This is a genomic window from Sphingopyxis sp. H050, from assembly GCF_001468265.1.
In the GTDB taxonomy this organism is placed as follows: Bacteria; Pseudomonadota; Alphaproteobacteria; order Sphingomonadales; family Sphingomonadaceae; genus Sphingopyxis.
Genome location: NZ_LNRZ01000015.1, coordinates 12563 through 31378, shown reverse-complemented (window position 1 = coordinate 31378; position 18816 = coordinate 12563). Strand labels below are relative to the sequence as shown.

Sequence of the window (18816 nt, the reverse complement as noted above, 5' to 3'; positions counted from 1 at the left end):
GGCAGGCCAAACGTCTGTGGTCAGTTCGCGAGTCCGGCTCGCCGGCACATTCCCCCCGGAAGACCAGCTGGGCCAGTGATCCCCCTATGGCACTGAACCTAGCACAGGGCCTAAGTCCCTAATTTTATGCACACCGTACACCGCTGCGCGGTAGGCTGATGCAGCGAAGTTCTGCATATTTCACAATCAGTTAGGTAAGATTTTGCTCGAAATTCGCACGGTGCAGTCCGCTGCATACCGTCCAGTGCTCCATCATAAATATAAAAATACAGGGGCTTAGCGCTGCACCGGGCTGCATCTTCTAAGCTCTTGGCAAGGGGGCTGCAGCGTTATATACTCGGTCCTGCGATAGACGAACCACGCCTGAAAAGGTGTGGTAGTGGAAAAGAAACAGTTTCAGAGCGTCGGTGTAACGCTCAGCCCAAGGATGATCGACGTCGTCGATCAACTTGCGGCAAGCCGCGGTGTATCGCGGTCAGAAGCCATCCGCATTGCCCTTGAAGTCGGTATTCCGCTCCTGAAGGCGGGACTATCGCTCAATGCCGAGCGGGCTGTTACAATCCTCGAGCATACCCAGCTTGCGCTCTCGCTCATCGTCCAGGAGCAATATCCGGCTGATGCCGAACACCTGATCGCTCAGGCGCTCTCCAACGTGCGAGAGCATCATGGCTGAAGACATCAGGTTCAGCAAAAAAGCTGCCACTCTCACCCACGCTTCCGCGCGCGGAAAAGTGAAGCGGAACGCAGGCAATTTCACGCGCGGATCGCAGCTGTTCCACCATGAAATCCTGATGACCTGGGCGGGCATCAGAATGCCCCTCTACGTCTGGGTCGGAACCGCCATTCTTCTGCTGTGTGCCCTCGTCAGTTTGACCTTCAAGAACCACGAGGTGCAGCTCGTGCTTATGAAGCTCTACGCCGAGGCTTGGGGCTGGGTTCAGCTCAATCCGAACAAGCCTGTAAACCTGACGCTTCCATCGGGTCAGATGGTGCAAGGCACCATGTCCATGGTGCCCTATCATCCTGCAGTGGAAAGGGCGTGGGCCAAGGCTGTGCAGGTCAGCATTTCTGCGGGTCTTGGTGCAGCCTTTATCTGCGTCCCATTGACCGTCTGGTTCGTCGACTTTTCGAAACGGCGCGGCACCGACATTCTGACCGAGCGCCATGAGCGGGGGGCCGTGCTTGTGACACACAGCGAACTGGCCCAAGCCATCACCAGCCATAACTGGAAAGCGCATATCAGCGAGTGCCGCAAGCGCACGCCACCAGTGGACCCCGACAAGATCCTCGCAGAGCCCTTGAAGGACCGTGTTCGGGCGGGTCTGCATGCGCCTTACCGCCTGGCAGGTGTGCCGGTTCCTTGGCGTCTTGAGCAAAGCCATGCGATGTTCATCGGTACTACCGGTGCTGGCAAGACGACCGAGCTGAAGAAGATCGTCACGCAGGCGCGTGAACGCGGGCATCGCTGCGTCATTTTCGATCTGACCGGCACCTTCGTCGAAAGCTTCTATGATGCCGAAACGGACATCATCCTCAACCCGATGGATCGCCGCTGCGTGCCATGGTCGATCTTCAACGACTGCGACAATTACGCCGAATTCATGAGCGCTGCGACAGCGCTGGTTCCCAGCGGCCATAGCGCGGAAGATGACTTCTGGCAGAAGTCGGCACGCACCCTGTTCGTCGAGATGTGCGTCAAAATGATCAAGATGGGCGTGCGCTCAAATGGCGCGCTTTCCTACTTCCTGATGCAGTCGGATCTGAAGACGATCCATGCTCAACTTGAAGGCACGATCGCAGGTCCGATGATGTCACCCGCCGCTGCCAAAATGGCAGAGTCGATCCGGACCACCTTCATCGCCAATGCGAATGTTTTCCGCTTCCTGCCCGAACCTCCTCCGGGCGAAACCGGCTTCTCAATCAAGAACTGGATGACCACCGAGGTCAAGGAAGGGTCGATCCTTTTCATCACTTCCACGCACCCGGACCTGGTCCTCAATCGCCCGCTTTTGACGCTGTGGATGGACCTGGCCGTCAATGCGCTGTTCCACATGGGACGGACCCGAGATCTGCGCACCTGGTTTCTCATCGACGAAGTCCATGCGCTGCATCGTCTCCCGGCGATCGATCATGGTCTTCAGACCGCCCGCGCGTTTGGCGGAGCCTTCGTGCTTGGCATGCATTCCTTCGACAAGCTTGAAGAAACCTATGGCGAGAACGGAGCTACCAATCTGGCCTCGCTGGCGGGCACCAAACTGATCCTCAAGACGGCCGATCCCGAGACGTCGCGGCGATGCTCCGAGTTCATTGGCAACCGTCAGGTCCGGATCATGGATGAAGCCTATTCCTACGGCTATAATGACAACCGCGACGCCTCGACGATCACGCCTCGTACCAACGTCGAAGAACTCGTCATGCCGGTCGACATCAGCGACCTGCCCAGCATGCACGGGTTCGTGAAATTCCCCGACGGTTTCCCCGCTGCCAGGATCAGGCTGACGTGGAAGGATTACGAACCCCGCGCCAAGGGTTTCGAGCGTGTCACCGACATGCGCGCCGCCGAATACATCCCACCGTCCGGGGATATCGCGGAATTGGGGGGTGGGGATAGGGAAGGCGCACAACCTGACATCGCGCCTAAGGAGCGGAAGGATCGCGAAGAGGTCGCGCTGAGTGAGGCTGAGCGGGCGGCGCAGCAGCTGAGGGAGGCGATCGAGGGGCCATTGAACCCTGAGCGCGAGCTGACCGAGGAGGAGGTAACACGCAAGATTGAGGATGAAGAGGAGCGGGCAGACTTCGAGCGAAAGCCAGCGCAAGGGGAGCTGTATGGCTATAACCGCCCTGGCAAGAAGGACCAGCGCGACCGGCAAAACCTTGCCATGCGCGACAGCGAAGAGCGCGGCGCGCAAGCGAAGATCGAAGGGCCGAAGGGGCGAGCGCAGAACAGCAGGGCAGACGCGCAGGAGAGCGAGCTTTCCAAAGAGAACATGCGCGGCATCGGCAACGAAAAGCAGAGCCGTCAGGACCCTTCCATCGACGATGATCAGGAGCTTGGGCGATGAGCGCGGCCGCGCAAACTGGCCATGTGTCCCCGTCAATGTGCCCGCATTGTGCCGGTACGATCGGGCGGCGGATAAAGACCGTCCGAGCGGCTCTGGGTATCTCCCAGCACGTGATGGCATTGCAGCTCGGGATCGCGGACAAGACCATCAAGAACTATGAAGGTGGGCACAGGGATCCGCCCTCCAGCCTGATCGCTGCCATCTGCGAACAGTTCCGCATCGATGCCGCCTGGCTTCTGCTGGGCGATGCTTCGCGGCCGATGTTCCAGCATGAGCAGGCAAGGGTGGCCTGAGATGCTGTCGGTCGCATCGGTCGCATCTGCAGGCGGCGCCGCAAACTACTTTGCCAAGGACGACTACTATGTCGGCGATGGTCCTGCCGAGCTTAGCGAATGGGGTGGCGAGGGCGCGAAAGCGCTCGGGCTTGCAGGCCCAGTTGCCAAGGAAGACTTCGAAAAAGTCCTCGATGGCAAGTTGCCCGATGACACGGTCGTAAATGGCAATGCAAACCGCCGCTCGGGCATAGACCTCACATTCTCGATGCCGAAGTCAGCCAGCCTGCTGGCGCAGTTGGGCGGCGACAAACGGATTCTCGATGCACAGCAGGCCGCCGTCAAGGCGACCATGGCCTATCTCGAGAAGCACTATGCGCAGGCCCGCGATCGTTCGCGCAATGCCAACGGCGAGGGCGTGGTCACAGGCAAGCTCCTCTATGCCCTGTTCCAGCACGACACGAGCCGGGCGCTGGACCCGCAGAACCATACCCATGCTGTCATTGCCGCGATGACCCAAGACAAGGATGGCAACTGGAAGGCGCTGTGGAACGGAGAGATCTGGAAGAACAACACAGTCCTTGGCTCCATCTACAACGCCGCGCTGCGGACGAACCTCGAGAAGCTCGGCTACGAAACCCAGATCACGGGCAAGCACGGCCAGTTCGAGATCAAGGGCGTGGCGCGCGATGTGATCGAAGCCTTCAGCCAGCGTCGCCTGACCATTCTGGCAACGGCCGAGAAACTCGGGAAGAGCGCTAACGACACAGAAGCCTTGCGTGAAATCACCAAGCGCACCCGCGATCCCAAGCTCAATCCGGATGATAAGCAGGCGCTTCGGCAGGAATGGGCGAGGCGCGCTGCCGGGCTGGGGTTCGATGCCAAGGCGCTGGTCGAACAGGCGCGGGAACGCGGCTCCGAGGGGCGTGAAAGCCCTTTGGGGTCGCCGCAGCGTGTCCAGGAGACTCTTAGTGCGCTCCGCGACAGCGCCAAGCTCTACACTCGGCCAGCAGACACACTGACAACCAATGGCCTGCAACGGATCACTCTGACGCCCACGCAGCTGCGCACTGAGATGGCAACCGCTTCTGCGATCAGGATCATCGGCGAACGTGAAACCTCCTGGACCCGGGGCGAGCTGGTCAAGACCGCGCTCGACCTTGGGGTGAAGGGTGTGACCGCTGATGGGGTTGAAGCGAGGATTGGCGTGTTGGTGGCCGACGGGAGGGTGCTCGAGGGCAAGAGCGACAGGCTCGATGGCAGGCCTGAGAGATTCACCACGCCCGAGCATGTCGCAATCGAGCGGGCAACCCTTGCCAATGTCGCCGCCGGAAAGGGCGCAGGCCAGGCCATCATTGAAGCTGCCGAGGCACCCGGGCGCTTGCGGCAAGTAGCGGGCACCCACGAGCTCAATGCCGAGCAGATTGCCGCGGGAACTCTGGCGCTGGCCAGCAAGGACCGCACGATCGTGATCCAGGGTGTCGCGGGCGCAGGCAAGACGACAATCATTTCGGCCATCGCAAGCGTAGCTCATCAGGAGGGAAGGGAGGTGATCGGGCTCGCCTTTGCCAACAAGATGGTGAGCGATCTTCGCAGCGATACAGCGATCCGGGGGCCGGACGGTGAGGTTGTCAGGCAGGGTATCACAGCAAGAACCGTCTCATCCTTCGTGAATGAGCATCTGCGGCCCACGCTTGAGGGCTCAGGTCCGAAGTTCGAGGCATCACGAGAGACCTTGCGCGGCAAAGTGCTGGTCTTGGACGAGGCTTCGCTCGTTGCGAACAAGCCGATGAATGACCTGCTCACGATCGCCAACCGGCTTGGGGTTGAAAAGCTGGTCATGATCGGAGACCGGGCCCAGCTGCAGCCGATCGAGGCGGGCAAAAGCTTTTCGCTGATCCAGTCCGATAACCCCGCCATAGCCCGCATCGATACCAGCCTTCGGCAGCGCACCGAACATATGAAGGAAGCCGCTGGCCTCGCGCGCGCCGGAATGTTCAAGGAAAGCTTTGCCTCGCTTGGCGAGCGTGTGGTCGAAGCTGGCGCAGACCACCTCAAGGTCACCGCGCAGAAATGGCTGGAGCTATCGCCAGAAGACCGCGAGCGTACCGCGATCTACTCATCGGGTCGTGCAGCGCGCGGCGAACTCAACCGGATGGTCCAGCAGGGCCTAAAGGCAGAAGGGGCGATCCAGGGGGAAGGGCTGAGGCTGACCACGCTCCTCCCGGCCCATGCGACGCGCGAGGAGCTGCGCTACGCCTCGACCTACAGCAAGGGCCAGCTGCTCGAAGTGACGCGCCAGAACGCCCCCGGAGGGCTTGTTCGGGGGCGGTACGATGTCGAAAGCATAGACGTGAAGGGCCGGGTCATGCTGCGCGATGAAAGCGGCAAGCTGATCAAATTCGATCCGGCGGCGATCGACCCTTCGGACAAGCGCGATGCCTTGAGGCTCTCCGAAAAGCACAAGGAGACAATCTACGAGGGCGACAAGATCCGCTGGACCGAAAAGGATGATGCCAGGGGGCTGATGAAGTCCGAGGAGGCGAGGATCCTCGGGATCAGGGATGGGATCGTCACGCTCGAGAACAAGGCAGGCGAGATCGTAGAACTCAAGCAGAATGACCGCATGCTCGAGCGCATGGGCCTGGCCTATGCGATCAACATGCATCAGGCGCAGGGCGACACGCGCGACATGGCGATCGGTGAGATGCACTCATCGGCCAGGCACTTGTCGAACCAGCGTCTGGCGCTCGTCATGATGACCCGGGTGCGCGACGACATCATAGTCGTCACCAACGACCGCGATCGGCTTCTCGCACAGATCGGCCGCAACCCGGGCGACAAGACCAGCGCACTCGAAACCCTCGGCGAAAAGCAGGTCGAGGCCAAGCGCAGCGGCCGCGAGGCTGGCGAATTCCGGCCCACAATTCCCGATCATTTGAGGGCGCCCGAGGACAGGCAAGCAAATGCCTCACGGATCGATCCGGCGAGCCTTCGGGCAACGCCCCAGCTCGATGTGCCCGAACGCAACATCGAACGCAGCCGATAGGAGGAAGATCGTGACACAGATGGGCCATGCCAAAGCGGGCACGCCGCCTTCAGACACTTTCGAGATTCACCTCACGCAGCAGCTGACCCTGACCAATCTGGTGAACGAGGCAGGACTCTCGGAGATTGCGCGTGCCGCTGGCGGGGACAGCTTTGTGGTCTGCGACCTCAATACGTACGGGGTTCAGGGATGCGCTGATCTGCGAGCCGCCCTCCATAACCAGAAAATGGCCGCCGAGTTGGTGGCGATAGGTCTGATGATCCTTGTCGCAGTTCTGGTGGGCACGATCGCGGCCGCCTTTGTGAGGCTGGTGGCGCAGCGGGCGGCTCCTCCTTGGGAGCGGTGCGCCGTTGCCTTTATCCCGCTGCGCAGGGGTCGGGCAAAGCCCCGGAAAGATGCGGTCAACATCATAACCAGGAAGGAGAAGAGGCATGGCGCTTGAATACAAAGACGCAGGGACCGTCGGAAGCAAGCGTGGGGCGAAGGACGGGGCGCAGCACAAAAAGGTTGATCTGCGCGATCTCCACATCCGCAATGCCGGCGGTCAAAGTACCGTTCAGAAAACGAGCGAGTTCAAGCGCAGATCACCCAACAGCTACTTGAAGGGCGAAGCGGCAAACAATCTGGCACGCCGGGTCTTCAAAGAGCATAGGGCCGGAAAGTCGGTACGAGAAATCGCGGGCTGCTTTGAGCTTTCTCAGACCAAAATCCGCGTTCTCGTCAATCGCGGCCTCGATGCCGAATTTCGCGACGTGACAGCACCAAGGATGATCCAGCAATACTGCGATGAGGGACGACAGCTCGATATCCCCCTTAATGTACTTCTCGGTAAAAGAACGGGCGTCCATTGCTGGACCTCAAAAATGCTGAACGAGGGAGCGCTCCTGCGAGAGGTAAAGGCGCTCTATGAAGACTTCACGCTCGAGCACCTCCAGCACTGCATCTACAATTGTGACGCTCACCTAGCAAAGATCGAGGCCCTGATCGGGCCGCTGCAGTTGATGAGCGTCGAAGCATTTCATCACCGAGCCCGTCAACGGGTTGCGGCTTACCGGAGCCAAAATCGCTTCCACAAGATCCGCTATATCGACTGGGACACACGCCCTAACTCATACTTTGCTTGTACCAACCGATACGAACAGTGGCACGACTGGGTACTGCACCCCCGAGTGAACGAATGTTTCAACCCTAACCAAACACTACACGATATCATTGCAAGAATGGAATCGGTCTTCAGTGCAGCAATCTATTATAGGAATCAGGAAGCCGCCGAGGCTGAGTATCGGCACCTTGAGCGGCTTATTGCCGAAAACAACGGACCCAGAGAGTTTACCCAGTTCGTTGCCCAGGGGCGCGCCATATGGCGCAAGCGAAAGGCCGATAGAGCCGAAGCAGCGTACAATTCGACGCCAGACCCTATCGTCGAGGCTCGCCAGCGCGAATCCATTGCGAGAAGCCGGCTGATTACACACGCCGGCACGATAGCGATCCGGATGGCCCTGATGTTTGGCAGCATCATACTCCTCGCCCACGAGATGAGTGTGATCAACGACCCACAATATCTGGCTCGGATGAATGTTCCCGCAATGAGCTTCTACATCACCGCATTCATTGCCGGTGCTGCCGCCGTTGCGCTGGCGTTATTCACGTTCCAGTCGGCTCGAGGCTTCAGCCAGCAAATAAAGGAGCACCGGTCGGCCAAAGCCAGCCTCGACCACCAGATGGACCGAGGATCAGCGCTTACATGACGAACTGCACTTCAACTCCAATTTCAAGCGGCAGCCCTTCCCAAGCCCGATCCGCCAATGCCCAGAAGCAGTCGGCATGAGCCTGCGCCTGCGCATCCAATCTTCCAGACCGTCAATCACCACATGAAGGAGAGCATGAAATGGCATTCGATTACGAAGATGCAGGCACTTTCGGCAGCGAGCGCGAGGCAAAAGACTGGGCGCAGCGCAACAAGGTCGATCTGCGCGATCTCCACATTCGCAACGTCGGCGGCCAGCGGGTCGAGGTGGGTATCCGCAAGAGCGCCTACGATCAGCGCGAGAATTACGACAACCGGCACGGCCAGAGACAGGACGGCTTCTGGCGATGATGAAGTCCACCGCAGCGTGCCTGATTTGGACCACTGGCTTGTTGCACGACGCGAACGGAGCTCAGAATTTCGGCCTGATGGAGTTGTGGCGTATTGAAGCCGCTGGTTCCGCGGCTTCCAATATCTTCTTATGCAGCCAAAGCAGATTGCACGTTGCCAGGAAAAAGCAGGAGAGCGAAGGCATTTGCAATCTGCCGGGCGCTTGATTCAGACAAGCCAGTCACATCCCCCACCAAGGCCCCGCCATCGAAAAAGCTTTTAGGCTCAAGGCCAGAAGCGATCAGTTGATAGGTTCGGAACAGAACCCTTGCCATTTTCCCATCGGCAGACTGTCTGATCATCTGGTCATAATCAGAATCCAAGCTGATATGGTCCCAATGGACCGAGAAGTGTTTTCTTGCTTTTGCCACGTGCAGGAACGGTATCTTGCGGCGTTGGCACTCATAGAACCAAGCATCGCGAGCGGCCGAATCTCGCTTGTCGATCATTTTCCAAGCGGGGTTAGGCCATGGGATCCCTTTGAGGGGTCAGGACATAGAACGGGCACAGATATACGCTAAGCGTCTCTGCGCGCACTTATGGGTCGACTCTATGCGTCGACGACTCCAGCATTCCAAAGGCATCCATCGGACAGTTGTAGCATCGCCTCTCGTCGCAGAGCCGGCATATCGTCAGCGCCGAGACAGCGTCGTCAGACATCTGCGCAAGTATTGTCTCGGCAATACGTTCCAGCACGAGGCGGTCAGCATTCGAGACATGGCTAAGGATTTCGGATAAAGTCTCGTTTCTTCGTTGCAGGATCGCAGATAGGCGAGTCTCGCCTGCCTCAGTGAGCATCAGCGCTACTGCACGACGGTCCCGTAGCGCTTTGGATCGAACGGCGAACCCGGCTGCAACCAATCGATCGACAAGCCGCACCGTCCCCGCGTGGGACAAGCCTAGCACCCGTCCTAATTCGTCGATCGAAAGACCGGTCGCGTGACCGATGACGACGATCGCCGCGGTGGTTTCGCCACCGCCGGGTATCGTCGGGTCGAATGCCGCCTTCTTAATTCGATCGGTGATGCCCACTGCGAGGGCGCCGAACAGATTGACGAGCCGGTCCGAGAGTACGTTCAAAGGGTTGCCTCATTCATTGACGGCGTATAGTGTATGCGCAGCGCATATATCACGCCTGTCTAAGCATGAAGGCAGGTCATGCGCCATGATGAAAGCGAGGCACCATGTTTTCGACATTACACATAGCTGAAAAGACGACCGGCTCTCGCGGGTCTCTCGCGTTGCTGCGCTGGGCGCTGGTGGTCATCTTTCTCTGGTTCGGTTGCATGAAATTCACGAGCTATGAAGCGATGGGCATCGCGCCATTGATGAAGAACAGTCCGATCATGAGCTGGATTCCGGCCGTTTTTGGGGTGCAGGGTGGAAGCTATTTTATAGGCACCGTCGAGCTCGCGACGGCCGCTGCGCTGATTATCGGTGCTTTCAACAAGACGGCCTCCGCTCTCGGCGCGGCGATGTCATGCCTGACTTATGCCGTGACACTGACGTTTTTCCTGAGCACGCCTGGCGTCGCCGAGCCGACCGCTGGCGGGTTCCCGGCGATTTCGGCCGGAACCGGACAGTTCCTGTTGAAGGACCTGGTGCTTCTTGCGGCATCAGCGTGCCTTCTACTTGCGTCCATACGGACAGCAGACGCGTGACGGCAAACAGGTGATAGGCGACGCTCCGGACCTGCGCTTTTGCCGAACCATACCCGCCTCAGCCCATAACGATCGACAAACCCTGTCGCTTTGATAGGGTGTTCGAAAACATGCTTTCGAGGGTTTGTCGTACATGCTGGTCGGATATATGCGGGTGTCAACGACCGATGACCGCCAAACGGTCGATCTCCAGCGGGACGCGCTCGTCGCAACCGGGGTCGATCATCGGCATCTCCATACCGACAAGGCATCCGGCGCGCGCGACGACCGACCAGGCCTGAAAGCCTGCCTCGACTATCTGAACGCGGGCGACACACTGATCGTGTGGAAGCTCGACCGGCTCGGACGCTCGCTGCCGCACCTGCTGACGATCGTCACCGATCTGAAGGCGCGCGGCATCGCGTTCCGGTCGCTGACCGAGCAGATGGATACGACCACGCCGCACGGCGAATTGCTGTTCTCGCTGTTCGGTGCATTGGCACAATATGAGCGTGCGCTCACGCGCGAACGGGTGATGGCGGGACTGGCTGCTGCCAAACGCCGGGGACGCCAAGGTGGCCGCCCGCCGATGATCGACGCCGAAACGCTCGAGCGGATCACCGCCGCGCTGGATGGCGGGGCCAGCAAGGCGTCCGTCTGCCGGACCTTCAAGGTGCCGCGTTCGACCCTTCTCGGCACGCTTGCCCGGATCGGCTGGACCGCACCGGCCAAGGTCTAAGCCGATGCCGCGTCGCGCCGTCCTGTCGGACGAGCAACGCGCGGCGTTGCTCGCGCTTCCCGACGACGAAACCCTGCTCGTCCAGCACTGGACATTGAGCCGGGACGACTTGGCCATCATCGTCCGCCGGAGGCGACCGCATAACCGGCTGGGTTTCGCGATCCAGCTTTGCGCGCTGCGCTATCCTGGCCGTTTCCTGCGACCCGGTGAACTGATCCCTGATACGCCGCTCGCGTTCGTCGCAGAGCAATTGCAGGTCGGACCCGAGGTGCTGGCCGACTACGCGACGCGCGGCCCGACCCGGTACGAACAGCTCGATGCACTGCGCGATGCATTCGGCTTCATGCCGCTCAGTCGGCCGCTGCGAACGACGTTGCAGGAATGGCTCCTGCCGATCGCGCTGACGACGACCAGCGGGGCTAGGCTGGCGCGCGTGATGCTGGATGAGTGCCGGCGACGGCGCATCATTGTGCCGGGCATCAGTTCGGTCGAGCGGATGGTCGCACAGGCGTTGCTCGATGCCGAACGCCATGTCGCCGAGCATCTGACCCGAGGACTCGATGCTCGACAGCGCCGGCTGCTCGATGCGCTTCTCCTGCCCCACACAGGCACGAACTTGAGCGATCTGGCCTGGGTGCGGCAGTCACCCGGCAAGCCCGGCCGAAAGACATTCGCCGCCATCATCGAGCGACTGACACTGCTTCGGGCCATCGGGATCGATCCGGATATCGCCGTAGGCGTCCATCCCGAGCGCCTCCGACGCCTGTGCCAGGAAGGCGTGCGGCTGACCGCGCAACATGTTCGGACGCTGCAAGCGACGCGGCGTCGCGCCACATTGGTGGCGACCATCCTCGAAACCATCGTTACCCTCACCGACGATGCGGTGCTGATGTTCGATCGCCTGCTTGGGCAGATGTTCCGGCGCGAACAGAACAGCGCGGACACGACACTCAAGCGCAACCGGCGCACCATCAACGGCAAAATCCGGCTGCTTGCCCAACTCGGCGCTGCCTTGCTCGCCGCCAAGATATCAGGTGGCGATATCGGCGCTGCGGTCGAGGCAGCGATCGGATGGAATGATCTCGGCCGCGAGGTCGATGAAGCCCGCAAGCTGATCCGCCCCGATTCGGTCGATCCCGTCGCGGTCGCCGCGACCAATTACCCCGTCCTCCGACAGGTCGGTCCCTCGTTCATCGCCTCGTTCACATTCGGGGCGGTGCCAGCCTGCCATGCGCTCGCGCGAGCGGTCGCGATCATGCGCGACCTTCATTTTGGTCATCTGCGCAAATTGCCTGCAGGCACGCCAGTCGGCTTCATCCGGCAAGCTTGGCGTCGGGCGATCGGCACCGGCATTCCCGATCGCAGGATCTATGAATTGTGCGTGCTGGTCGAGCTTCGCGACCGGCTTCGCGCCGGCGACATGTGGGTCGAGGGAAGCCGACGCTATCGTGCTGTCGAGCAGCAACTCATTCCTGCCCCCGTATTCGCCAACATGCGCGCGGCCGGCCCCTTGCCGATACCGGCACCGGATACGGCCGATATCTGGCTGGCCGAACGACGCGCCCGCCTCGCCCGTCGATTGGCCGAGGTCGAGCGAAAGGCGGAGACGGACGCGCTGGAAGACGTGCAGCTCAGCTTGGGCAGGCTGCGGATTTCGCCCTTGAAGGCGATTACTCCCGAGGAATCCGATACCGCCCTTGCGCCGCTCTATGCGCATCTGCCCGCGATCCGCATCACCGACCTTCTTGCCGAAGTCGATCGATGGACCGGGTTCAGCCAGTGCTTCACGCATCTGCAAAGTGGCCGTGCCGCGGATGAACCACGTGCGATCCTCACGGCGGTGCTCGCCGATGCCACCAATCTGGGCCATACGCGCATGGCGGAAGCCTGCAATCTCGTGACCCAGCGCCAACTCGGTTGGCTCGCCTCGTGGCATCTGCGCGAGGAAACCTACGGTCGCGCGCTCGCCCGGCTTGTCGACGCCCAACACACCGCGCCGCTGGCCGCGCTGTTCGGGTCCGGCACCTCGTCCAGCTCAGACGGTCAGAACTTTCCGCTCGACCGCCGCGCCCAGGCAACCGGCGCAGTCAATCCGCACAAGGGGACAGAGCCGGCTGTCTCCTTTTACAGCCACGTCTCGGATCGCTACGCGCCGTTCCATTCCACAGTTATCTCCGCTTCGGCGAGCGAGGCGGCACAGGTGCTCGACGGGCTGCTCCACCACGGCGCCGATCTGCACATCGAAGAGCATCACGTCGATGGCGGGGGCGTCTCCGACCATGTGTTCGCGCTATGTCATCTGCTTGGGTTCCGGTTCGCGCCGCGTATCCCGAATATCGCCGCACGCCGTTTGCACCTGTTTAACGGCATCGAACCCGGCCCCGATATTGCGCCGCTGGTCGCGGGCCGCATCGACGAAGGTCTGATCGAGGCACACTGGGACGACGTGCTGCGACTGGGAACCTCGATCCGCACAGGCGTCGTCAGCGCCTCGATCATGCTGGAACGGCTCGGCTCCTATCCACGCGCCAACGGCCTGGCACTGGCGTTGCGCGAGATCGGTCGCGTCGAGCGTACCCTGTTCACGCTCGACTGGATCGAGCAGCCCGAACAGCGTCGCCGCGCCACCCGCGAACTCAACAAGGGAGAAGCGGAAAATGCCCTGAAACGCGCCATCTTCTTCCATCGCATCGGCCGTATCCGCGATCATGCGCTGCAAGCCCAAAGCCATCGGGCGAGCGCGCTGAACCTCGTCGCCGGTGCCATCGTCCTGTGGAACACGACCTACCTGCAAGCCGCCCGGATGCATCTCGCCAACCTCGGCCGGCCGGTCCCGCCGGACCTGCTGCAACACCTATCACCGCTCGGTTGGCAGCATATCAATCTCACCGGCGATTACCTCTGGACCGATCCCGATGCGCCATCCACCGCGCTCAGACCGCTTCGCCAGATGCGCGCCGTCGAAGGCACGGCAAAACCTTAGCGTATATCTGGGTCCGTTCTGTGTACCGACCCCTATCTGCGGAGATTGACGAGCACCAAGCGGCCGGAGCACCGCGAGGACTGCCCCTTCTTCCGCGACCAGGTCACGCACCGCATCACCGAGATCCGCTCTCGCGAGACGCCTGCTGATCCACCCACCGGCTATTTCGAGGTGCTGCGCCCAGCCCCGGAGAAACTGGCGCAGAGGCCCGAGGAAGATGCCAGCGACGATCGCACCCGCCATGCCTCCGTTCCGCGCCTAGCGCGGCTCCTGTGGCGCCTGATCGACGCTGCCGGCACCAACAAGGTGGCCCCCGTCGCGCACGAATACGAAACCGCCTCGATCAAGCTGGAGTTCGAGGCGCTCGGCAGAGCCTCGACCAAGATCGAGATCGCGCCGGGCATCGAGCTCGGCCGAGCGTTCTGGACCCACGCAAATGCGCTTCACAGCCGTAGAGCCTACGCCATGCTGCGCCAGCTCGCGAAATCGTGGCCGAGCGGACACGCGCCACAGGGCTTCATGGCGCTGTTCTCGCCACACGTCCGGGGCCACGTCGTCGACGTCCCCGGGGCCGAGGCGATCCACGTCGCCAACCGCGTGCAGTCGCCCTCCGTGCGCGGCAACCTCATCAAGGGGCCGTTCTTGGTGATGATCGTCGCGGGCGAGTATCCCGAGGCGCACGGCTACGCACCGCTTCGCGCCTACGCTCAACCAATCTTCTCCGGTCAGCGCTTCATCCCGGTCGACTCCGAGTTCGAACGGTCGGTCCTTCGCGAGCTGTTCAAGGCCCGCCGGCTACTGGACGCCGGGGGAGTGGATCTCGCGATCGAGAAGCCCGTCTTTGACCGCCTCACGACCCAGGGCTCATGCCGACCCGACTTCCTCCTCGAGGCACGCTCGCGCCTGACTGGCGAGATCAAACAGCTCGTGGTCGAAGCGATGGGCTTCAGCGACGACGACTACCTGACGTCCAAGGCGACGACGCATCCGCGTATGCGGCTCCTTGGACCACTCCTGACGATCGAGCCCACGGATGTCGAGAAGGACCGCGTGGGCGATCTGATCGCGAGTGCTCTCGATCTCTGAGGCTCAGTTCCAGCTCAGGCTCATGCCGAACGAGACCACGATCCCGAGCGTCACAGGGGTCGACAGAAGGTAGAGCTTCTGCCAGCGCCACCAGGTCTTCGGCAGGAACAGCACGGCGCCACGCACGGACCGCATCTCCTCCCAGGACCGCTCGCGATACAGACGGATTCCGGCGACCGAGACGGAGAGGACCATCGCGATCGCGCAGCACAGCCCCGTGGCGGTGTAGAGTGCTATCCAGTTGATCAACTCGACTTGGGTCAGGTGCGCCATGATCAGCCTCGTAGCCCGCCTCGGGTGATTAATGTCTCCGACCCTTGGCCGGTTCCGAACGGACCCTATCTGTTTACAACAGCATGGTGAGGATATGCTTAACCCCCCACCGCAACGAAAGTGACGCAAGTTCCTCGCATACCGCAAGCTAATGGTCGATAAACGGCTTCGCACGTCCTGCCGATCGGATCGCCGACCCACGTCCGCACGCCGAGCTGCCGAGGCGGTTTGTTGATGAACCCCGGCGTCGTCGTCCTCGTCATCATCTTCGAGGGCGTTCGGAAGGTCACGCTCCACGCGACCGAAGCGCAGGCGTGGCGGCAGCTGATGGAGTTCGTAGACCGACGCTGGGAACGCCGGTTCGGCCGAGCCCCCTCCCCTATCGAGCCCGAGGCGCGCGCGGACCAGTTCTTCCGCAACAACAGCGACGATCTCTACGCCATCATCGACGCCGACCTTTCCGAGCTGCAGGAGGCGCTCAGCTGACGCCGTTCTTCGCTTGGCCTGACGCACCATCCCGTCGTACAATCTAGGCGAGCGGGAGCCTCCTATGTTCGAGTGCCTTATCTTGGGCGACAGCACCGGCGTCGGTGCCGGTCAGGCGATCAACCGGCGCTATGCCCAGCAATGCGACGTGCAGGCCGTCGAGCGTGCTACAGCGGCGCAGATCCTCACCTGGAGGAAAACGGGCAAAGACTATGGCGCCTGTGTTTTCGCCATGGGATCAAACGACCCGGCCGGCGCCGCCCTCGCGACCAAACTCACGAAGATCCGCACCAGCCTCTGCTTTCGCCGAGTCATTTGGCTGCTGCCTTATGCAAGACCCCAGGCTTATACTGTCAGCTCGGTTGCCGCTCGCTTCGGGGACGAGACGGTCGACTTGAACCGTTTTGAGACGCGGGACCGGATACATCCGCGCAACTATTCGCAAGTAGCATCGGTTCTTCTGCGCTGAGCGCAGAATCATAAAAGAGGTGAGAGGGATCGAGAGGATCGGGCAAGCGGGAGTTGCGTCCCGCGGCCCCTGCCCTCACCCGCCGAGGCTCCGGTCCCGGCGCAGCTCGCAGGAGCTTGCGATGTCGCTACACCTCTTGATGATCACCTTCGGCGACAAAGACGAACTGTCGGTCCACCCGGACCACGGCTCCGCATGGGCGGCGCTGCTGGGGTTCGTGGACGATCGCTGGTCAGCCTTGCTCGGAAGCACAGAGGCACCCGATGACGAGAACGCGCGCGTCGACGCCTTCTTCGCACTTCCGGACGCCTTCTACCTGATCGGCGAAGTGGTGGCGTCGCTGCCCGCCGCCTAGCGTTCCTCTCCCTCAGCCAGGTCCATCAGCTTCTCGATGGCCTGCCAGTAAGGCAGCCGCTCCCGGTCGCAGTATTCGACGAAGCGCCCCATCACGCTCACCGGGCCTTTGACGCTGACCTGGTGGAGCTGCTCGCCCGCATAAGCCGACTTCTGCCGGCGCGGCAATGCCGCAGGCGCGGACGGCTTGGAGAACCCGTGTTCGCGCCCGATGTCATCTACCGCAGCCGCGTCTCGGCGCTGATCCGTTCGGCTGCGTTCAGCCCGGGTGTTCGGCCGGATGTCCGAGAGATCGTCCAGCCCAAGTTTGATGCCGTTGCTCATGCCGTCTGCTCCACGACAGCGTTCTGCCGTCTGATTTCCGTCACGACCTCCTGCACGAAGGCGGTGGCATTGATGCGCGCCTTGTCCAGCCCGGTCGCCTGATCGTCGCCGAGGCTCCAGAGCGAGCGGTAGTGTGTGAACATCGCGCGAAACCCCGCGCGATCGTTCAGAGCGGTCTCGAAGGTCGGGATACCCGCGCCCCGAAACTGCGACCTGATTTCCTTCTCGTCGCGCGTCGCGATCGCAGGGTTCACGCGCGTAAACAGCATGCGATACGGGATCTCGCGGCGAAGCGCCCTCCCCTCATCCACCACCAGCTTGATCGCCCGGCTCGCCTGTCGTGCGTCGACCGGCGACGCCTGCAGCGGGATGATGACCAAGTCGGTCCGCGAAATCGCGCGAGACATGGCCAAGTTCGCGGTTCCTTCCAGATCGACGATGACGAACTGGCTGGAGGCTGCCGCCTCCTCGATCTCGTCGATGATCGCGTTGTCTGACGGGAGTGTCCGGCACTCGAATCCAGGATCAGACGTCTCGCTCGCCCACGTCTCAAGCGTTCGGTTCGGGTCGCCGTCGATGACAGTCACCGAGGCCCCGGCTTGGCTGAGACCGCTGGCGAGCACCAACGCCGACGTGCTCTTACCTACCCCGCCCTTGGGGCTTGCAAAGCTGATTACTGGCATGCTCCAGCCTTCCTCGTCATCGCTGCGCTACACTGGCGCAGCCTTCACACGACAGGCGGGGAGATTGCCCGCCCTGACTACGCCATGCCAGACCACACATCGCTTGGCAACGCTATACATGGCAGGGCATGGATAGGATACGCTACTAAGGCGTACTAAATGCTACGCAGGGCTATGCCACCCCAGCCACCGCATGGCAGCGCTACGCTAGAATATGGTAGCCACCGCTATGCACCGCTCGGGCATGCCGAGCATTCCGAGCGGTTCAGCTGCGATGCTTAGGCCTTCTCTTGGTACCATAGTCTACCACTGGCCGGAGCGAGGGGAGGGGGTGCAGAATAGCGAAGGAGCAGAAAAGATGCCCTATACCGCATTGAAACCAAGCCAGGAACTCGTCGACATCGTCGGCTCGCTCGGTGGAGTTTGGCACGGCTATGTTGCGACATGCCGATGCCCAGCCCACGTCGATCGGACCCCGAGCCTGTCGCTACGCCAGGGAGATCGCGGCATCCTCGTGACGTGCTTTGCGGGCTGCGAGGCAGAGGACGTCCTGCGCGAGATTCGTCGCATCCCGGTGACGAGGCGTTTCGAGCCCCCGAAGGCCGACATACGCCGCGGAACCGGGAACGTCGAACGTCTCTGGGAACAGGCCCGCGACGTCATGCAGACGCTCGGCGAGCGCTACTTGCAGCGACGCCACATCGTCGCAGGACCGGCCGATCTCCGCTTCCATCCGCGATGCCCGCTCGGACCCAAGGGACGTACCGTTTTCAAGCCCGCCCTATTGGTCGGCGTGAGGGAGGGACATCGGCTCGTCGCCTTCCAGCGCATCTTCCTCGACCCGGCAACCGCGGACTACGAGTGCAAGGTCATGCTTGGACAACCGGGGCAGGGGGCGTGGCAGGGACGACCGCTGCAAGGTGACACGCTCGCGATCGCGGAGGGGTTCGAGACGGCCGCGGCCTTCACGATCCTGCATGGCGTGCCCTGCTGGGCGACCCTCGGCGCTCGACGGTTCGATCATCTCGGCCTGCCGTCGGCGCTCGCCAATCTTCTACTCGCACAGGATAACGATCCGGAGGGCGAAGCCGCTGCCGTACGCGCAGAGGCTCACTATGCACGTCCCCGGCTCAACATCCGGCGAGCGCCACCACCAGGGCGCATCAAGGACTGGGCGATCGTCCTCGATCGCGAGCAGGAAAGGGGAGGGGGGTCGAGTGGATGATGCTGCCGTTTGGGCGGCCGATCCAGGAGACCCC

The 18816-nt window shown here is 61.7% G+C and carries 19 protein-coding genes and 1 pseudogene; 15 read left to right on the top strand and 5 right to left on the bottom strand.

Annotated features, from left to right (window positions below):
- The first annotated feature begins 379 nt into the window (after positions 1–379).
- The 7 genes from ATE67_RS20245 to ATE67_RS20215 all read left to right on the top strand — a co-directional run bounded on the left by ATE67_RS20245 (position 380) and on the right by ATE67_RS20215 (position 8481).
- Entirely contained in the window at positions 380–673 is a 294-nt protein-coding gene (locus ATE67_RS20245) for a ribbon-helix-helix domain-containing protein (protein ID WP_058818294.1), read from the top strand.
- Positions 666–3062 (top strand): type IV secretion system DNA-binding domain-containing protein, encoded by a 2397-nt coding sequence (locus ATE67_RS20240; RefSeq protein WP_058803392.1) that lies wholly within the window; start codon positions 666–668, stop codon positions 3060–3062. The genes ATE67_RS20245 and ATE67_RS20240 overlap by 8 nt, the downstream gene beginning before the upstream one ends.
- Entirely contained in the window at positions 3059–3355 is a 297-nt protein-coding gene (locus ATE67_RS20235) for a helix-turn-helix domain-containing protein (RefSeq protein ID WP_082660521.1), read from the top strand. Before ATE67_RS20240 ends, ATE67_RS20235 begins: the two co-directional genes overlap by 4 nt.
- Position 3356: 1 nt before the next feature.
- Positions 3357–6383, top strand: coding sequence for a MobF family relaxase (gene mobF / locus ATE67_RS20230; protein WP_058803394.1), 3027 nt, complete (start codon positions 3357–3359; stop codon positions 6381–6383).
- 10 nt (positions 6384–6393) lie between these two features.
- Positions 6394–6825, top strand: coding sequence for a hypothetical protein (locus tag ATE67_RS20225; protein WP_152998738.1), 432 nt, complete (start codon positions 6394–6396; stop codon positions 6823–6825).
- The gene (locus tag ATE67_RS20220; protein WP_058803396.1) at positions 6815–8131 is read left to right on the top strand and encodes a hypothetical protein; all 1317 of its coding nucleotides are present in this window, start codon (positions 6815–6817) and stop codon (positions 8129–8131) included. Before ATE67_RS20225 ends, ATE67_RS20220 begins: the two co-directional genes overlap by 11 nt.
- 140 nt (positions 8132–8271) lie before the next feature.
- Positions 8272–8481 carry a hypothetical protein gene (locus ATE67_RS20215; protein ID WP_054136348.1) on the top strand — a complete coding sequence of 70 codons (210 nt, stop codon included), beginning with the start codon at positions 8272–8274 and terminating at the stop codon, positions 8479–8481.
- A 128-nt stretch (positions 8482–8609) separates the two neighbouring features.
- On the opposite strand, the gene ATE67_RS21570 is transcribed toward ATE67_RS20215, so the two are convergent.
- On the bottom strand, positions 8610–8969 hold the full coding sequence (locus tag ATE67_RS21570) for a hypothetical protein (RefSeq protein ID WP_058456890.1): 360 nt from the start codon (positions 8967–8969) through the stop codon (positions 8610–8612).
- A gap of 88 nt (positions 8970–9057) precedes the next feature.
- The gene (locus ATE67_RS20205) at positions 9058–9600 is read right to left on the bottom strand and encodes a MarR family winged helix-turn-helix transcriptional regulator (RefSeq protein WP_010339851.1); all 543 of its coding nucleotides are present in this window, start codon (positions 9598–9600) and stop codon (positions 9058–9060) included.
- Between the two features lie 104 nt (positions 9601–9704).
- On the opposite strand from ATE67_RS20205, the gene ATE67_RS20200 reads away from it, so the two are divergent.
- From ATE67_RS20200 to ATE67_RS20185, 4 genes and pseudogenes are all read left to right on the top strand, one after another.
- Entirely contained in the window at positions 9705–10181 is a 477-nt protein-coding gene (locus tag ATE67_RS20200) for a YkgB family protein (protein ID WP_010339850.1), read from the top strand.
- A gap of 133 nt (positions 10182–10314) precedes the next feature.
- Entirely contained in the window at positions 10315–10899 is a 585-nt protein-coding gene (locus tag ATE67_RS20195; RefSeq protein ID WP_010339849.1) for a recombinase family protein, read from the top strand.
- A gap of 4 nt (positions 10900–10903) precedes the next feature.
- Entirely contained in the window at positions 10904–13882 is a 2979-nt protein-coding gene (locus ATE67_RS20190; RefSeq protein ID WP_012449407.1) for a Tn3-like element ISMpo10 family transposase, read from the top strand.
- A 33-nt stretch (positions 13883–13915) separates the two neighbouring features.
- Positions 13916–14968 (top strand): annotated as a pseudogene (locus ATE67_RS20185) (hypothetical protein); the annotation flags it as partial.
- A 3-nt stretch (positions 14969–14971) separates the two neighbouring features.
- On the opposite strand, the gene ATE67_RS20180 reads toward ATE67_RS20185, so the two are convergent.
- On the bottom strand, positions 14972–15241 hold the full coding sequence (locus ATE67_RS20180; protein WP_054362420.1) for a hypothetical protein: 270 nt from the start codon (positions 15239–15241) through the stop codon (positions 14972–14974).
- Positions 15242–15475: 234 nt separating this feature from the next.
- On the opposite strand from ATE67_RS20180, the gene ATE67_RS20175 reads away from it, so the two are divergent.
- The 3 genes from ATE67_RS20175 (at position 15476) to ATE67_RS20165 (ending at position 16551) form a co-directional block, all read left to right on the top strand.
- Positions 15476–15727 (top strand): hypothetical protein, encoded by a 252-nt coding sequence (locus ATE67_RS20175; RefSeq protein WP_058539788.1) that lies wholly within the window; start codon positions 15476–15478, stop codon positions 15725–15727.
- 82 nt (positions 15728–15809) lie between these two features.
- A complete protein-coding gene (locus ATE67_RS20170) occupies positions 15810–16196 on the top strand; it encodes a hypothetical protein (protein WP_200912148.1) in 387 nt (128 codons plus the stop codon).
- A 121-nt stretch (positions 16197–16317) separates the two neighbouring features.
- Positions 16318–16551 carry a hypothetical protein gene (locus ATE67_RS20165; RefSeq protein WP_054362423.1) on the top strand — a complete coding sequence of 78 codons (234 nt, stop codon included), beginning with the start codon at positions 16318–16320 and terminating at the stop codon, positions 16549–16551.
- Here ATE67_RS20165 and ATE67_RS20160 read toward each other — a convergent pair.
- Positions 16548–16874, bottom strand: coding sequence for a hypothetical protein (locus tag ATE67_RS20160; RefSeq protein WP_054362424.1), 327 nt, complete (start codon positions 16872–16874; stop codon positions 16548–16550). The genes ATE67_RS20165 and ATE67_RS20160 overlap by 4 nt on opposite strands.
- A complete protein-coding gene (locus ATE67_RS20155) occupies positions 16871–17557 on the bottom strand; it encodes a ParA family protein (protein WP_054362425.1) in 687 nt (228 codons plus the stop codon). Before ATE67_RS20155 ends, ATE67_RS20160 begins: the two co-directional genes overlap by 4 nt.
- A 358-nt stretch (positions 17558–17915) precedes the next feature.
- Between ATE67_RS20155 and ATE67_RS20150 the strand changes: the two genes are divergently transcribed.
- Entirely contained in the window at positions 17916–18782 is an 867-nt protein-coding gene (locus tag ATE67_RS20150; RefSeq protein WP_058803405.1) for a DUF7146 domain-containing protein, read from the top strand.
- Positions 18783–18816: the final 34 nt, after the last annotated feature.

Coding starts and splice junctions, on each gene's coding strand:
- ATE67_RS20160 (WP_054362424.1), bottom strand. CDS start 16,874: ATGAGCAACGGCATCAAACTTGGGCTGGACGATCTCTCGGACATCCGG.
- ATE67_RS20200 (WP_010339850.1), top strand. CDS start 9,705: ATGTTTTCGACATTACACATAGCTGAAAAGACGACCGGCTCTCGCGGG.
- ATE67_RS20190 (WP_012449407.1), top strand. CDS start 10,904: ATGCCGCGTCGCGCCGTCCTGTCGGACGAGCAACGCGCGGCGTTGCTC.
- ATE67_RS20215 (WP_054136348.1), top strand. CDS start 8,272: ATGGCATTCGATTACGAAGATGCAGGCACTTTCGGCAGCGAGCGCGAG.
- ATE67_RS20150 (WP_058803405.1), top strand. CDS start 17,916: ATGCCCTATACCGCATTGAAACCAAGCCAGGAACTCGTCGACATCGTC.
- ATE67_RS20165 (WP_054362423.1), top strand. CDS start 16,318: ATGTCGCTACACCTCTTGATGATCACCTTCGGCGACAAAGACGAACTG.
- ATE67_RS20235 (WP_082660521.1), top strand. CDS start 3,059: ATGAGCGCGGCCGCGCAAACTGGCCATGTGTCCCCGTCAATGTGCCCG.
- ATE67_RS20195 (WP_010339849.1), top strand. CDS start 10,315: ATGCTGGTCGGATATATGCGGGTGTCAACGACCGATGACCGCCAAACG.
- ATE67_RS20220 (WP_058803396.1), top strand. CDS start 6,815: ATGGCGCTTGAATACAAAGACGCAGGGACCGTCGGAAGCAAGCGTGGG.
- ATE67_RS20180 (WP_054362420.1), bottom strand. CDS start 15,241: ATGGCGCACCTGACCCAAGTCGAGTTGATCAACTGGATAGCACTCTAC.
- ATE67_RS21570 (WP_058456890.1), bottom strand. CDS start 8,969: ATGATCGACAAGCGAGATTCGGCCGCTCGCGATGCTTGGTTCTATGAG.
- ATE67_RS20240 (WP_058803392.1), top strand. CDS start 666: ATGGCTGAAGACATCAGGTTCAGCAAAAAAGCTGCCACTCTCACCCAC.
- mobF (WP_058803394.1), top strand. CDS start 3,357: ATGCTGTCGGTCGCATCGGTCGCATCTGCAGGCGGCGCCGCAAACTAC.
- ATE67_RS20155 (WP_054362425.1), bottom strand. CDS start 17,557: ATGCCAGTAATCAGCTTTGCAAGCCCCAAGGGCGGGGTAGGTAAGAGC.
- ATE67_RS20175 (WP_058539788.1), top strand. CDS start 15,476: ATGAACCCCGGCGTCGTCGTCCTCGTCATCATCTTCGAGGGCGTTCGG.